The sequence below is a fragment of the Cobetia sp. BL01 genome, from assembly GCF_056493605.1.
The window spans coordinates 233,594-247,083 of record NZ_JBVBEE010000002.1 but is presented as its reverse complement, the minus strand read 5'-3'; the positions used below and the strand labels follow the sequence as shown (position 1 = coordinate 247,083).

At 65.0% G+C, this 13,490-nt stretch carries 12 protein-coding genes; 9 read left to right on the top strand and 3 right to left on the bottom strand.

Annotation, left to right across the window (positions count from 1 at the left end; translation table 11 throughout):
* Positions 1 to 106: 106 nt before the first annotated feature.
* Positions 107 to 1,750, bottom strand: a complete 1,644-nt coding sequence (locus tag ACZYGA_RS04745; protein ID WP_479398493.1) for an electron transfer flavoprotein-ubiquinone oxidoreductase — start codon at positions 1,748 to 1,750, stop codon at positions 107 to 109.
* A 620-nt stretch (positions 1,751 to 2,370) separates the two neighbouring features.
* On the opposite strand from ACZYGA_RS04745, the gene ACZYGA_RS04740 reads away from it, so the two are divergent.
* The 8 genes from ACZYGA_RS04740 (at position 2,371) to ACZYGA_RS04705 (ending at position 10,021) form a co-directional block, all read left to right on the top strand.
* On the top strand, positions 2,371 to 3,123 hold the full coding sequence (locus tag ACZYGA_RS04740; protein ID WP_077372115.1) for an electron transfer flavoprotein subunit beta/FixA family protein: 753 nt from the start codon (positions 2,371 to 2,373) through the stop codon (positions 3,121 to 3,123).
* Positions 3,120 to 4,046, top strand: coding sequence for an electron transfer flavoprotein subunit alpha/FixB family protein (locus ACZYGA_RS04735; RefSeq protein ID WP_084209126.1), 927 nt, complete (start codon positions 3,120 to 3,122; stop codon positions 4,044 to 4,046). The genes ACZYGA_RS04740 and ACZYGA_RS04735 overlap by 4 nt, the downstream gene beginning before the upstream one ends.
* Before the next feature lie 365 nt (positions 4,047 to 4,411).
* On the top strand, positions 4,412 to 5,278 hold the full coding sequence (locus ACZYGA_RS04730; RefSeq protein WP_167593047.1) for a DUF3450 domain-containing protein: 867 nt from the start codon (positions 4,412 to 4,414) through the stop codon (positions 5,276 to 5,278).
* Complete coding sequence (locus ACZYGA_RS04725; RefSeq protein WP_479398492.1) at positions 5,278 to 6,744, top strand: MotA/TolQ/ExbB proton channel family protein; 1,467 nt, start codon at positions 5,278 to 5,280, stop codon at positions 6,742 to 6,744. The genes ACZYGA_RS04730 and ACZYGA_RS04725 overlap by 1 nt, the downstream gene beginning before the upstream one ends.
* Positions 6,737 to 7,372, top strand: coding sequence for a MotA/TolQ/ExbB proton channel family protein (locus tag ACZYGA_RS04720; RefSeq protein ID WP_077372123.1), 636 nt, complete (start codon positions 6,737 to 6,739; stop codon positions 7,370 to 7,372). The genes ACZYGA_RS04725 and ACZYGA_RS04720 overlap by 8 nt, the downstream gene beginning before the upstream one ends.
* A complete protein-coding gene (locus tag ACZYGA_RS04715) occupies positions 7,365 to 7,763 on the top strand; it encodes an ExbD/TolR family protein (RefSeq protein WP_077372126.1) in 399 nt (132 codons plus the stop codon). The genes ACZYGA_RS04720 and ACZYGA_RS04715 overlap by 8 nt, the downstream gene beginning before the upstream one ends.
* 1 nt (position 7,764) lies before the next feature.
* Positions 7,765 to 8,538, top strand: coding sequence for an energy transducer TonB (locus tag ACZYGA_RS04710; protein WP_479398491.1), 774 nt, complete (start codon positions 7,765 to 7,767; stop codon positions 8,536 to 8,538).
* Between the two features lie 154 nt (positions 8,539 to 8,692).
* Positions 8,693 to 10,021: a hypothetical protein gene (locus tag ACZYGA_RS04705; RefSeq protein WP_479398488.1), complete on the top strand. Its 1,329-nt coding sequence runs from the start codon at positions 8,693 to 8,695 to the stop codon at positions 10,019 to 10,021.
* Positions 10,022 to 10,157: 136 nt separating this feature from the next.
* On the opposite strand, the gene xthA is transcribed toward ACZYGA_RS04705, so the two are convergent.
* A complete protein-coding gene (xthA, locus tag ACZYGA_RS04700) occupies positions 10,158 to 10,970 on the bottom strand; it encodes an exodeoxyribonuclease III (RefSeq protein WP_479398620.1) in 813 nt (270 codons plus the stop codon).
* The gene (locus ACZYGA_RS04695) at positions 10,970 to 11,236 is read right to left on the bottom strand and encodes a hypothetical protein (protein WP_479398486.1); all 267 of its coding nucleotides are present in this window, start codon (positions 11,234 to 11,236) and stop codon (positions 10,970 to 10,972) included. The genes xthA and ACZYGA_RS04695 overlap by 1 nt, the downstream gene beginning before the upstream one ends.
* A 944-nt stretch (positions 11,237 to 12,180) precedes the next feature.
* On the opposite strand from ACZYGA_RS04695, the gene ACZYGA_RS04690 reads away from it, so the two are divergent.
* Positions 12,181 to 13,485: a DEAD/DEAH box helicase gene (locus ACZYGA_RS04690; RefSeq protein ID WP_479398483.1), complete on the top strand. Its 1,305-nt coding sequence runs from the start codon at positions 12,181 to 12,183 to the stop codon at positions 13,483 to 13,485.
* Positions 13,486 to 13,490 lie beyond the last annotated feature (5 nt).

Here is a 13,490-nt window from a genome sequence, read left to right as displayed (position 1 = left end):
CGGACCGCGCAGCGGTCCACGGAGCAGCTCCGTACGGGAGGCCAGAAATGACAACGCCGCCGCGGCAGGGCCACGGCGGCGTTGTCAGCTGGCGGGCAGCGATGGGTCACATGTTCGGATAGTTGGGGCCACCGCCACCTTCCGGGGCGACCCAGGTGATGTTCTGCGCCGGGTCCTTGATGTCACAGGTCTTGCAGTGCACGCAGTTCTGGAAGTTGATCTGGAACTGCGGCTCACCGGCTTCCTCGATGATCTCGTAGACCCCGGCGGGGCAGTAGCGCTGGGCCGGCTCAGCGAAGCGCGGCAGGTTGTCACGCACCGGTAGCGCCGGGTCTGCCAGACGCAGGTGACACGGCTGGTCTTCCTCGTGATTGGTGTTGGAGAGAAACACCGAGGACAGCTTGTCGAAGGACAGCTTGCCGTCCGGCTTGGGATACTCGATCTTCGTGCATTCATCCGCCGGGCGCATGCGCGCGTAGTCCGGGGTGGCGTCATGCAGGGTCGGCAGTCGGCCGCCCATCAGCTGGTCGAGGAAGTTGTAGGCGCCACCGAGGAAGGTGCCGTACTTGTGCATCGCCGGGCCGAAGCTGCGCGAGGCATCCAGCTCCTCATGGGCCCAGCTGTCCTGGAAGCGCTTGCCGAAGTCGACGAGGTCCTCGCCACCTTCATCGCCGCTCTTGATGGCGGCGAACACGCTCTCCGCCGCCAGCATGCCGGACTTCATCGCGGTGTGCAGGCCCTTGATCTTGGCGAAGTTGAGCGTACCGGCATCACAGCCGATCAGCAGGCCACCCGGGAAGCTCATCTTCGGCAGGCAGTTGAGGCCACCCTTGGCGATGGCGCGTGCACCGTAGGAGACCCGCTTGCCGCCTTCGAGGTGCCGAGCCAGGGTCGGGTGCTGCTTCATGCGCTGGAATTCATCGAAGGGCGACAGCCACGGATTGTCGTAGGCGAGATCGACGATCAGCCCGACCACCACCTGCTGGTCATCGGTGTGATAGAGGAAGAAGCCACCTTCGGCGTTGCCCTTGAGCGGCCAGCCACTGCCGTGGACTACCAGCCCCGGCTGATGCTGCTCGGCCGGGACATCCCACAGCTCCTTGAGGCCGATGCCGTAATGCTGGGCATCGGCGTCCTTGTCGAGAGAGAAGCGCGAGATCAGCTGCTTGCCCAGATGCCCGCGGCAGCCCTCGGCGAACAGGGTGTACTTGCCGCGCAGTTCCATGCCCGGCATGTGGCCATCCTTTTCACTGCCATCGGCGGCCACGCCCATGTCGCCGACCACGATGCCGCGCACCGTGCCATCTTCTCCGTGCAGCACTTCCTGAGCGGCGAAGCCCGGGAAGATCTCGACGCCCAGTTCCTCGGCCTGCTCGCCCAGCCAGCGGGTCAGGTTGCCGGCGCTGATGATGTAGTTGCCATCGTTGTGCATGGTCTTGGGAACCAGTGCATTGGGGATGACCTGTGCCTTCTGGTCATCCTTGAGCAGCACGACTTCATCACGGGTCACGGCGGTATTGAGCGGCGCGCCGCGCTCGGCCCAGTCGGGGAAGAGTTCGGTGAGTGCGCGTGGCTCCAGCACTGCGCCTGACAGGATATGGGCGCCGACTTCAGAGCCTTTCTCGACCACGCAGACCGTCAGTTCGTGCTCCGCCTCATTGGCCTGCTGCATCAGTCGACAGGCCGCCGACAGGCCGGAAGGCCCGGCACCGACGATGACGACGTCGAAATCCATGAATTCGCGTTCCATGACCCGTCTCCTCAATCTTGATGCCCTGTATCAGGCCCCGCGGATCCGGCGGGGTGGGCGTATCACGATCAGTCGTTGCTGATCGCAGGGCTATTGATCTTCGGCGGCGCGCGTCAGGGCGGTGGCTCGCCAAAGCAAAAAACGATGCTGTGCTCGTCGTGTCGACAGTGAAGGATATGGCTCCCATCCCGTCGTGGCGAGCTGTCATGCGCAAGGCAGCCGCATAGCATGCCGCAACAGTAGCATTTAAAACGACCGTTTGTTTATTATGCTTGGGTCTGACGTAATAGCCACACGGCGTGTTGCAGGATATCGCCTGACGGGTTTCATGTCCGGGCACCCGGATGGTGGCTTTCCGGTTTGACCCCGACCCCCAATTCTGCGCAAGATGCCCCCATGAGAATGATGATCCGTTGCCATCAGGGCCGGTTGTCAACGGCCGGCGAGCAGCGTTCGCCAGCAGCAGGCAGCATGCCTCCGGGTCGTGGGATGGGGTGCCGTGACGCGGTGCTTGTCAGCACGACCTATTTTGGATGATATTCACCTATCAAACGCTTGCATGAATCGAGCGGGGGCGCCTCGAGCAGCCTCTCGCTCCATGAGAGATCAGCGAGGACACCATGAAAGTACTCGTCGCGGTGAAACGCGTCATCGATTACAACGTCAAGATTCGCGTCAAGGCGGATCAGTCTGACGTGGATCTGACCAACGTCAAGATGGCCATGAACCCCTTCTGCGAGATTGCCGTGGAAGAAGCGGTACGCCTGAAGGAAAAAGGCGTGGCGACCGAGGTCGTGGCCGTGACCATCGGGCCGAAGGCCGCCCAGGAACAGCTGCGTACCGCGCTGGCGCTGGGGGCAGATCGCGCCGTGCAGGTGATGACCGATGACGCCGTCGACTCTCTGGCAGTGGCCAAGCTGCTGGCCAAGGTGGTCGAGGAAGAGCAGCCTGGTCTGGTGATTCTCGGCAAGCAGTCCATCGATGCCGACAACAACCAGACCGGCCAGATGCTGGCGGCGCTCACCGGCATGGGGCAGGGCACCTTCGCCTCCGAGGTGGTGGTCGACGGCGAGAGCGTCAACGTCACTCGTGAGATCGACGGGGGGCTGCAAACCGTCAAGCTCAGCCTGCCGGCGGTGGTCACCACGGACCTGCGCCTCAACGAGCCGCGCTACGCCAAGCTTCCGGACATCATGAAGGCCAAGAAGAAGCCGCTGGACGTCAAGACGCCGGAAGAGCTGGGTGTCTCCACGGCCTCGAAGGTCACGCTGGTCAAGGTGACGCCGCCGGCCGAGCGCCAGGGTGGCGTCAAGGTCGGCTCCGTCGATGAGCTGGTGGACAAACTCAAGAATGAAGCAAAGGTGATCTCATGAGCATTCTCGTCATTGCCGATCATCACGATGGCCAGCTGACAGGTACCACTGCCAGTGTGGTAGCAGCTGCCAGCGCCATCGGTGGCGATATCGATGTTCTCGTCGCGGGGGAAGGTGTCGGGAGCGTTGCCGAGCAGGCCGCGAAGCTTGCCGGCGTCAAGCGCGTGCGCGTGGCGGACAACGCGGTCTACGCCCATCAGCTGGCGGAGAATGTCTCGGCGCTGGTCGTGGCGCTGGCGGACGACTACAGCCATGTGCTGTCGGGTGCTTCCACCACGGCCAAGAATTTCATGCCGCGCGTGGCAGCGCTGAAGGACGTCGCACAGATTTCCGAGATCATCGCGGTCGAGAGTGCCGATACCTTCCTGCGTCCGATCTATGCCGGCAACGCCATCGCGACCGTCAAGAGTGACGACGTCCTGAAGGTGATCACCGTGCGTGCCACCGGCTTCGACCCGGTGGCGGCTGACGGCCAGGCGGCCATCGAGGCGGTGGATGTCGTCGAGGATGCCGGTGTCTCCAGCTTCGTCAACGAGACGCTGGCCGAGAGCGAGCGTCCGGAGCTGGGTGCTGCCAAGGTGGTGATCTCCGGTGGCCGCGGCATGGGCAACGGTGAGAACTTCGCTCTGCTCGACGGCATCGCCGACAAGCTGGGCGCCGCCATCGGTGCCTCACGTGCCGCCGTGGATGCCGGTTTCGTGCCCAACGACATGCAGGTCGGTCAGACCGGCAAGATCGTTGCCCCGGACCTGTACATTGCCGTCGGCATCTCCGGTGCGATCCAGCACCTGGCGGGCATGAAGGACTCCAAGGTCATCGTCGCGATCAACAAGGATGATGAGGCGCCGATCTTCCAGGTTGCGGACTACGGTCTGGTCGGTGATCTGTTCGAGGTGCTGCCGGAGCTGGAAGGCAAGCTGTAAGACAGTGCGCTGACCTCTCATCCGGCACCGGACACCCGGACCGGAGATGAGCAGAAAACGCGACCCGCTTCGGCGGGTCGCGTTTTTTTTGTGCCCGGATCAGACATCCTCACGTCATGGCGTCTGCCTGCATGGCATCCCGAGGGCATGACATCTGACAGGCTCTGCGTGAGCGTCGGCACGCGAGGGGAAAGCCTGCAACGCGGCATTGCAGAGATGGAGGCGAGTGCGGATCGAGATCAATTGATAATTGTTCTTGTTTGTAATACCGTCCCTGCCAGTGATTTGCATTTCCACTCGCGACTCTCTGGCAGCATGGCCAGTGACCGAGGATGCAACCCAGTCTTGTTCTTCAGGAGATGTCCGTGCGGCGTTCCACTTCTTTCTCTTTCCCGAGGGCGCGCGCGTTTGGCGGCATGCTGCCCGCGCTGGCGCTGATGGTGCCTCTGTGTGCCACGAGTCTGCCGGTTCATGCACAGACGCTGCGTGACAGTGCGGCGAGTCATCAGCAGACTCAGGGGGAGTTGCAGTCGCGCATCGACGCGGCTGACGACGAGACCCGCGAATTGCTGGTGAGGCTGCGCGAGGCGCGTCAGGAAGCGGCGCGTCTGGAAAGCTATACCGCGGAACTGACCCCGCTCAATGCCGACCGTGCCGCGCGAATCGAGCGTCAGCGCACGGCGCTCGAGAATCTCGAGGCCACCCGCGAGTCCTTGCCGGGCCTGCTGCGTGAGCAGGTCAATGAGCTGGAAGCGTTCATCGAGCAGGACCTGCCCTTCCTGAAGGAAGAGCGTCTGGCGCGTGTCGCACGGCTGCGCGACAACCTGTCCAACGCCAGTCTCACCAATGACGAGCGCCTCGATCAGCTGCTCAATGCCTGGCAGCAGGAGCTGAGCTACGGCCAGGGCCTGGATACCTGGCGTGCGGGGCTGATCGGTGCGGAGGACACCGAGGTGCAATATCTGCGTGTCGGCCGCGTGGGGCTTTATTACCTGACGCTGGATGGCCAGCACGGCGGGGCATGGAAGACGCAGAATGACAGCTGGCAGGTACTGGATGACAGTGCGCTGAGCGAGCTGCGCCAGGGAATCAGCATGGCGCGTGACCAGCAGGCACCGTCATTGCTCACCTTGCCGCTGTCCGTCCCGGTGGAAAACGTGGAGCTCGACGCCTCTCGTCAGGCTGTCTCCAATGCCGCTTCGTCTACCCCGTCCGCGCAGGAGTCCAGCTGATGTCCATGATGCACAAGACATTCCCGCGACTGTCGATGTCTGGCGCACTCAAGCGCGGGTGGCTCGGCGTGAGCCTGCTTGGCGTGCTCGGCATGAGCGCGCTGCCGGCACATGCCGTGACCGGCTCCGCGGCACAGGCACTGAGCGTCGAGCAGTTCGAGCAGGCGGCCAGTCAGGCGGAAGGTCGCGATCAGACACGCCTGGAGACGTTGCTGTCGGACAGTGAAGCGCTCAAGGCGGCCGTGGCCAAGGCCGAGGCGCAACGTGACAGCCTGCGCGAGAAGCGCGAGACCCTTGAAGCCGAAGCGAAGCAGCAGCAGGCGACCCTCAGCGGCCTGGATGACGAGCGCCAGGCGCAGCAGGGGGATCTCGGCCAGGTCTTCACGGTGGCGCGCAAGCATGCGCGGGAAGTCCGTGAAGGGGTGGCCGGCAACTGGTTGCTGGCCGGTGGGCAGGCCCGACTGCCGGACCTTGGTCCGCGGGATGAAGTGCCCGGTCGTGAGCGACTTGCGGCCCTGACGGCCGACATCGGCAGCATCGCCCGCGAAAGTGGCCGTGCGCTGCGTTTCAAGGCTCCGCTGGCCGGTGCCGATGGCAGCATCAAGCCACGCGAGATCGTGCGTGTCGGCGAGCAGATGGCCTTCAGTGGCGATCTGCTGCTCTCACCGTTGTCCGATGACAAGGCCGTGGATGGTGCAAGCGCACTGGAAAGTCTCGGCCTTGCCAGCAAGACGCCGGCGACCATGCGTGATCAGCTGGCGGCGTTCAATGCCGGCGATACCGATCGACTCGATTTCGATCCCACCGGGGGTGATGTCACCCGCGCCCTGTCACGTGCGCCGGGGCTGACCGAGCGACTCAAGCAGGGCGGGGCGGTCGGTTACGTGATCGTCGGGCTTGGCGTGCTGGGGCTGATCATCGCGCTGATCCAGCTGGTGCGCCTGACGGCCACGCGGCGCGCGGTCAAGCGTCAGGAAGCGGATCTGACCCAGCTCAAGGATGACAACCCGCTGGGCCGCGTGCTGACCCGCTTTGAAGGCATGCGTCATGATCATGAGCCGGAAGCGCTGGAAGCGCGTCTCGATGAGGCGCTGCTCGCCGAGCAACCGAAGCTGGAGCGTGGTCAGGCACTGGTCAAGTTGCTGGCGGCCATCGCGCCGCTGCTGGGTCTGCTGGGCACCGTGACCGGCATGATCGGCACCTTCCAGTCGATCACCGTCTTCGGTACCGGCGATCCGAAATTGATGGCCGGCGGCATCTCCCAGGCATTGGTGACCACCGTGCTGGGTCTGATCACCGCCGTGCCGCTGCTGTTCGCGCAGACCGGTCTGTCGAGCCTGTCGAAGGGGCTGATGGGACGCCTGGAAGGGCGTGCCAGTGCGCGTCTGGCGGATCACCTCGAGCGTCGTGCGCCCGCCGCCGCGGCGACGGCCAATGCCCGCACGCGGGAAACCGAGCATGCCTGAGTCGCTGGCCTCTTCTTCCCTGTTGCCCGGTGCGCTGGCACCGGTCATGCGGCTGGTGGATAGCGGCGGGCCTCTGATCGTGGTGATCTGCCTGATCGCCATGCTGCTGTTCGGTCTGGCGCTGGAGCGCGGCCTTTACTGGCGGCTGGTGCATCGGCCGGCGCGCCGCCAGTTGATCCACGACTGGGTGGCGCGCAGCGAGCACCACAGCTGGTCGGCGCTCACTCACCGCGAGGTACTGACCCGTGAGCTGCTGTCACGCCTGCGCGCGCCGTTGCCATGGCTCAAGCTGCTGGTGATGATCTGCCCGCTGGCGGGCCTTTTGGGCACCGTGACCGGCATGATCCACGTCTTCGATTCCCTGGCGATCGCCGGTACCGGCCAGGCGCGAGCGATGGCCGATGGCGTTGCGCGTGCCACCTTGCCGACCTTGGCCGGCATGGCAGTGGCGGTGGTGGGGCTGTTGTTCGTGACCCGTTTCGAGCGTGTCGTGCGTCGTGAGGACCAACGCCTGCACGACCGCCTGGCGCGCGCCGTGGATGATGCCCGCAAGGGCAAGGTACCTGGCGGCATGTCCATCGCGCCTGACTCCGATTCCTCTGATACAAGCGAGACACCGCATGCGTAGACGTCGCATGGAAGCCGCGGAAGACAGCGGCGAGATCAACCTGACGCCAATGCTGGATGTCGTCTTCATCATGCTGATCTTCTTCATCGTCACCACCAGCTTCGTCAAGGAGTCGGGGGTCGAGATCCAGCGCCCCGAGGCCTCGCATGCCACGGCGCGTCCGGATGCGGCCGTGATGGTGGCGATCACCGCCGAGGGCGCGGTATGGGTCGATGGCAAGCCGGTGGATGCCCACCGTGTCGGGGACGCGGTAGCGGAGCTGGCCGATGGCCAACCGGTGGTGATCCAGGCGGACCGTCAATCGCGGACCGGGCTGCTGGTGGAGACGATGGATGCGCTGCGCAGTGCGGGAGTGCAGGACATCGCGGTCGCGGCATCGAAAGGCGAATGACATGACGCGACGTCTGTATGCCAATCGACTGATCGGATTGCTGGGCGGAGCCCTGCTGGCGCTGGCCCTGTTCTATGCCCTGGCACTGCTGGTGGCGCCGCCGGTGAACGATGCGCCGGCGCCTGAGCCGCTGTCGGTCTCGACCGTTCAGGCGCCTGAAGAGGCACCCGCCCCTGAAGCGGCGCCGGCAGAGGCCTTGCCGACACCACCGGCCGAGCCACCGCCGCCGCCTAAAGCGGCACCGATGCCGTCACCAGAGGTGACAAGCACGGTGGCGATCCCTGAGGTCAAGACACCACTGCCGCCAACGCCGGAGCTGACGCTGGATGACAGCCTGCCGCCTCTGGAGGTGAAGCGTCCGCCGAAACCGGAGCCGAAACCGGATCCGAAACCCAAGCCAACGCCGAAGCCGGCCCCGGCACCCGCCTCCCAGGCGTCAGCCCAGTCCAGTGCCCAGGCCACCGCCAGTGCTTCTCGATCGGAGGCCAGGTCGACGCCGGCACCCGCGGCGCAAGGGGGCTCGCCCCGCCCGACGCTGCGCACGGCGCCTGAGTACCCCAGTCGTGCACGCCGGCGTGGCATCGAGGGCTTCGTCGAGGTGGCCTTCGTGATTCGTCCGGATGGCAATGTCGATGGCAGTTCGCTGAGGGTGGTGCGTGCAGAGCCTTCCGGTGTCTTTGATCGCGCCGCGATGAAGGCCATCGCGCGCTGGGAGTTCCCGGCGGCCCAGACAGCGCGTCAGGCGCGTCAACGGCTTGAGTTCCAGTTGCGTTGAGGCAATCCGGGCGCATGCAAAGCGGTACCTGTCATTCATGTCTTCGCCGCGAATCTGGTGTAGAAGAGAGCTGGTGTTGCAAGCAGATGGCAGGCATGACGCCTGAGGCGTATCTGAGACGTACTTGAGTCGTGGAGCAAAGGATATCCGTACGATGTCGAACCAAGACAAGCATTCCGCCAAGCGCTCACCGCGCGGGCAGTCCACGCGACAGGCGCCTGCCGAGTCAGCGACGCCTGAAGGTCTCGGCGCTCGTCTGATGACGGCGATTCGTCGCGGCGGGCGTCGCCTGACGCGCGTGACCCTGGTCTCCACCTGTCTGATGCTGATGATGGAGGTCGGGGGCGTCGCCACCGCGAATGGGGCCATGCGCGTGTCGGCGGAGGTCGCGGGGCAGCTGCGCACGCTCCAGTCACGGTTGGAAGAGGGGGATTACGACGAGGTCGGCGAGCGTGCCGAGCGGGAAGCCCGTCAGCAACGTGGCGAGGTACGTGCGCTGTATCTGTCGTTGGCCGCCAGCGCGCGGGCAAGACAAGGGGATCAGGCCCAGGCGGCGCGACTCTATGGCGAAGCCCGCCGGTTGCCGGGCGTCGATGCCAGTCAGGCGCGCAAGTGGCTGCGGCGCGAAGCTATGCTGAGATTGCGGGCGGGAGAGCAGGAAGCCGGTACCGCACGTCTGGCGGAGTACCTGCATGGCGGCTCGGCGAGTGCCGATGATCTGTGGCTGGCCGTCAGCCTGGAAGCCAACCGTGGCCAGTGGTCGCGGGCCGAGGACTGGCTGGAGCGCGCCAGCAGAGCGAGTGCGCCAGAAGGCGATCGTCTGAAACTTGCCGTCAGCGTCTATCAGCAGACGGGACGCCATGCTGCGGCGGTGGCACTGGTCGAGCAGGGACTTGGCGAATCGCGGGATGCGCAGGACTGGCAGCGCGCCGTGGCGCTCTATCAGCGTCTCAATCAGCAGCGGCGTGCGGCGAGTACCTGGGAAGCCGCCTGGGCGGCGGGAATCGTCAGTGGTCGCGAGGCCTATCAGCAGCGCATCGATCTGCAACTGGCCGCCGGCGCGCCGGCGCGGGGCGCGGAGTTGATCGAGGCGGGACTTTCGACGTCGGCAACTCCCGAGGGGCAGCCGTTGCTGGTAGACACGCCGGTACTGCGTCGTCAGCTGGCAGAGGCCTGGACCTCGGCGCGCGACATCGAGCACTCGTTGACGGCGTGGGCGACGGTTTCCGAGCAGAGTGGCCGTGTCGAGGATGCTCGGCAGCTGGCGGAACTGGCCTATGACTGGGGGCGCTGGGATATCGCGAGCGGTGCCCTGGCCAGTGCCGGTGAGCGCGGGGATGATTCCGCGCGTCACTGGTTGCTCAGCGGTGTGGTCGCCCGTCAGCTTGACCAGCTGGACCCCGCGCGTGAGGCCTTCAAGAAGGCGCAGGCACGCGGCGCCGAAGGGGCCGATGACTGGCTGAAGTCACTCGCGCAGCGCTGAGGCGCTCACCCCCGCGACTCCTGGCTGGCTGACCGTCAGTGCAACGAAAACGCCGCCTTTCCTGATCGTCCTGAGACGGGGGAAGGCGGCGTTTGCGTATCTGGCGATCGTGTTCGCGCTGGCGTTGCTCAGCGTGTCAGCCGATATCGGTCCAGACGGGCGCGTGGTCCGATGGCTTTTCCATGCCACGCAGCGCGTAATCGACACCGGAATCCTTGATCAGCGGGGTCAGACCCGGGCTGGTCATGATCAGGTCGATGCGCAGGCCGCGTCTGGGCTCGCGCTCGAAGCCACGCGAGCGATAGTCGAACCAGCTGAACTGGTCATCGACTTCCGGGTGCACATGGCGGAAGCTGTCCGTCAGGCCCCAGGCGTAGAGACGCTCCATCCACTCGCGCTCGATGGGCTGGAAGCTGGTCTTGCCTTCGCGCAGCCAGCGCTTGCGATTGGGCTCGCCGATGCCGATGTCGCGGTCAGTCGCCGAGATGTTGTAATCGCCCATCACCACCACGTGCTGATCGGGGGTGTGGTCCTCTTCCAGCAGGCGGAACAGCTGCTGATAGAAGCGCGTCTTGTAGGGAAACTTCACCGGGTGCTCGACATTCTCGCCCTGGGGGAAGTAGCCGTTGTAGACGATCAGCGGTTCGCCGTTCGGGCCGTCGATCTCGACGCCGATCATGCGCTTCTGGGCATCTTCGCTGTCATCGGGCATGCCGTAATGCACCTTCTTCGGCACCTGGCGGGTCAGCATCGCGACGCCGTAGTGGCCCTTCTGGCCGTGCCAGACCACGTGATATCCCAGTGCCTCGATGTGCGCGTGGGGAAACTCGCTGTCCTGCACCTTGGTTTCCTGCAGGCCGATGACGTCCGGCTGATGCGCCTCGATCAGCGCTTCCAGCTGATGCGGACGCGCACGGATGCCATTGATGTTGAAGGACACCAGTCGCATCACGCCTTGCCTCCCTCATCATTCCCGCCCTTGTCGTCCTGCTCGGCAGGGGCGTCCGGATGCAGCGGCAGCCGCGGGGCGGCGTTCATGCGTTCCAGCTTGGCGGCTGCCTGGCTCTTGCGCTGATCCTTCTTCTTGGCCACATAGCGAGGTCCGGAATGTACCTGATCCGGATTCTCGGCGCGCCACTTCTTGAAGTCCTTGCGGCGGCCGGTGCGAATCTGCACCTTGTCGGCGATGGAGCGGCTCTTCTTTCTGCGTGTCATCTTCGGGCTTTCCTGTTCGGTGTCAGCAGTCGCCAGCCTCGGGCACACGCGCAAGTCAGGGCGTGGCGTGCGGGCAATCGCATCAGTTGGCGGGCATTCTACCAGCCTGCACGGGGCAGGTGCCATGCGCCATGTCACACGCCGCTCCCCTGACGCCTGCAGGACGCAGACGATGATGGGAGGTTTCTCCATGCCCGGGCGGGGTCATCACGATGCCACGCAGGGGCGCGAAGATGGTCACGTGCTGGTACAATGATCCGGCATCATCGTTGTTACCCGCAGGCGCGACTCGCGACTGGCCGCAGGATCCGAAGCCTCACCCTCCACACGCATGTCTCAAGTACCCTGCCTTCGCGGCACGTTGCTTGAATGCCGTGCCGGGGGAACGGCTCTCAGGACCCGCCAGCCTCGTTGACCTGGCCTGCAACGTACCGCCCGGTCGCTCCGGCAGGAAGCGTTCAGCGTGTCCTCGCCGGGCCCAAAGAAGATGACAGAAGACAACCATTCCACCGACACGCAGTACTGGCCGCCCTTGTGGCGACCCATGAGCCTGTCGGTTCCCTGTGCGCGGCGATGACATGACCGATGCCAGGTGAGCTGACCCTCATGGCCGACGTCCGCTCCAGCCCCTGCCGAACATTCGGGCAGGGGAGATCCGGATGCGTGAATCCGTTCAGAACAGGTGAGAGCATTCGTGCATGTCTGCACCCGGGGCCTGCGTGGCCCTGGAGACGCATACCCCCGAAGGGGAGCAGACAGGCACGGGATGACTCCCAATCCGGCAAAGGCGCATGCAGCCCGAGACGACCGCTTGTCACAAGCGGGTCAGGCGAACCAGGTGAGACCACTGGGCATGACGAACCATCCGGGTGTGGCCTGTCGTGGCGAGATTCCGAGAGCGGCCCGCGCCTGTCGCATATGAACCCTTGAAAAGAACGGATTACATGAGCGAGACGGATCAGACCCAGCCAGCCGCTGAGCAGACTCAGCAAGAGCCGCAGGACCCGAACCAGAAGCCCAGAAAGCCCAAGCGTCGTCGCCGCAAGCCGCGTCGCTCCCAGTCCAAGTGGAACCTTGATCAGTTCCAGGTCGAGCCGGTCGCCGGTCAGTGGCGCTTCCACGATTTCGATCTGCCGCTGCCGTTGATGCGTGCCATCCAGAAGGCCGGTTTCGAATACTGCACTCCGATCCAGACCCAGACCTTCGAGAAGGCGCTGCTGGGCGGTGACGTGGTCGGGCGCGCCCAGACCGGCAGCGGCAAGACGGCTGCCTTCCTGGTCGCCACGCTCGCCTACTTCCTGGAAGAGAAGGCGCCGGAAGGTCAGAAGCCGGGTGCCCCGCGTGCCGTGATCATCGCGCCGACCCGTGAGCTGGCGCTGCAGATCGAGAAGGATGCCAAGGCATTCTCCGAATTCGCGCGCATCTCCGTGGCCTGCGTGGTCGGCGGGATGGACTACCAGAAGCAGCGTGAGCGTCTCGAGCGCAAGGTCGACCTGCTGGTCGCCACGCCGGGTCGCCTGCTGGACTTCCATACCAAGCGCGATGTCGATCTCTCCGAGACCGAAGTGCTGGTGGTCGACGAGGCCGACCGCATGCTGTCGATGGGCTTCATCCCGGACGTCAAGCGCATCATCCGCGCCACACCGCGTGCCGAGGAGCGCCAGACACTGCTGTTCTCCGCCGAGCTGTCCTCCGACGTGCTGGGCCTGGCAGAGCAGTGGACGCATGAGGCCGCTCAGGTGGCGGTGGAGCATGAAGCCGCGGCCGCCATCCCGGCGGACAACGCGGGCGTGCAGGCCTATACCGTCAGCGACGACGACAAGCTGCGTCTGCTGGTCAAGCTCGTCGAGCAGGACGCGCTGGAGCGCGTGGTGGTATTCGGCAATACCCGTGCGCTGGTGCGTCGCATCGATGCCGCTCTGCGTGAGGCAGGCATCGAGGTGGCGCTGATGTCGGGTGCTGAGACCCAGACGGCACGTCTCGAGGCGCAGGACGCCTTCCGCAACGGCAAGCTCAAGGTGCTGGTGGTCAGTGATGTGGCCGGGCGGGGACTGCCGCTGGAAGATGCCACCCATGCCATCAACTTCACGCTGCCGGAGGTGCCGGAAGATTACGTGCATCGTGCCAGCTTCAGTGACGTGAGCCTGATCAGCTTCATCGGCGAGGAGGATGTGTTCTCCCTGCCGGAGATCGAGGAGTACATCCAGGAAACGCTGCCCCGCGAGCAACCGCCACAGGGCATGCTGTGACGTGG

Coding starts and splice junctions, on each gene's coding strand:
- ACZYGA_RS04735 (WP_084209126.1), top strand. CDS start 3,120: ATGAGCATTCTCGTCATTGCCGATCATCACGATGGCCAGCTGACAGGT.
- ACZYGA_RS04690 (WP_479398483.1), top strand. CDS start 12,181: ATGAGCGAGACGGATCAGACCCAGCCAGCCGCTGAGCAGACTCAGCAA.
- ACZYGA_RS04710 (WP_479398491.1), top strand. CDS start 7,765: ATGACGCGACGTCTGTATGCCAATCGACTGATCGGATTGCTGGGCGGA.
- ACZYGA_RS04720 (WP_077372123.1), top strand. CDS start 6,737: ATGCCTGAGTCGCTGGCCTCTTCTTCCCTGTTGCCCGGTGCGCTGGCA.
- ACZYGA_RS04725 (WP_479398492.1), top strand. CDS start 5,278: ATGTCCATGATGCACAAGACATTCCCGCGACTGTCGATGTCTGGCGCA.
- ACZYGA_RS04745 (WP_479398493.1), bottom strand. CDS start 1,750: ATGGAACGCGAATTCATGGATTTCGACGTCGTCATCGTCGGTGCCGGG.
- ACZYGA_RS04705 (WP_479398488.1), top strand. CDS start 8,693: ATGTCGAACCAAGACAAGCATTCCGCCAAGCGCTCACCGCGCGGGCAG.
- ACZYGA_RS04740 (WP_077372115.1), top strand. CDS start 2,371: ATGAAAGTACTCGTCGCGGTGAAACGCGTCATCGATTACAACGTCAAG.
- ACZYGA_RS04715 (WP_077372126.1), top strand. CDS start 7,365: ATGCGTAGACGTCGCATGGAAGCCGCGGAAGACAGCGGCGAGATCAAC.
- ACZYGA_RS04695 (WP_479398486.1), bottom strand. CDS start 11,236: ATGACACGCAGAAAGAAGAGCCGCTCCATCGCCGACAAGGTGCAGATT.
- xthA (WP_479398620.1), bottom strand. CDS start 10,970: ATGCGACTGGTGTCCTTCAACATCAATGGCATCCGTGCGCGTCCGCAT.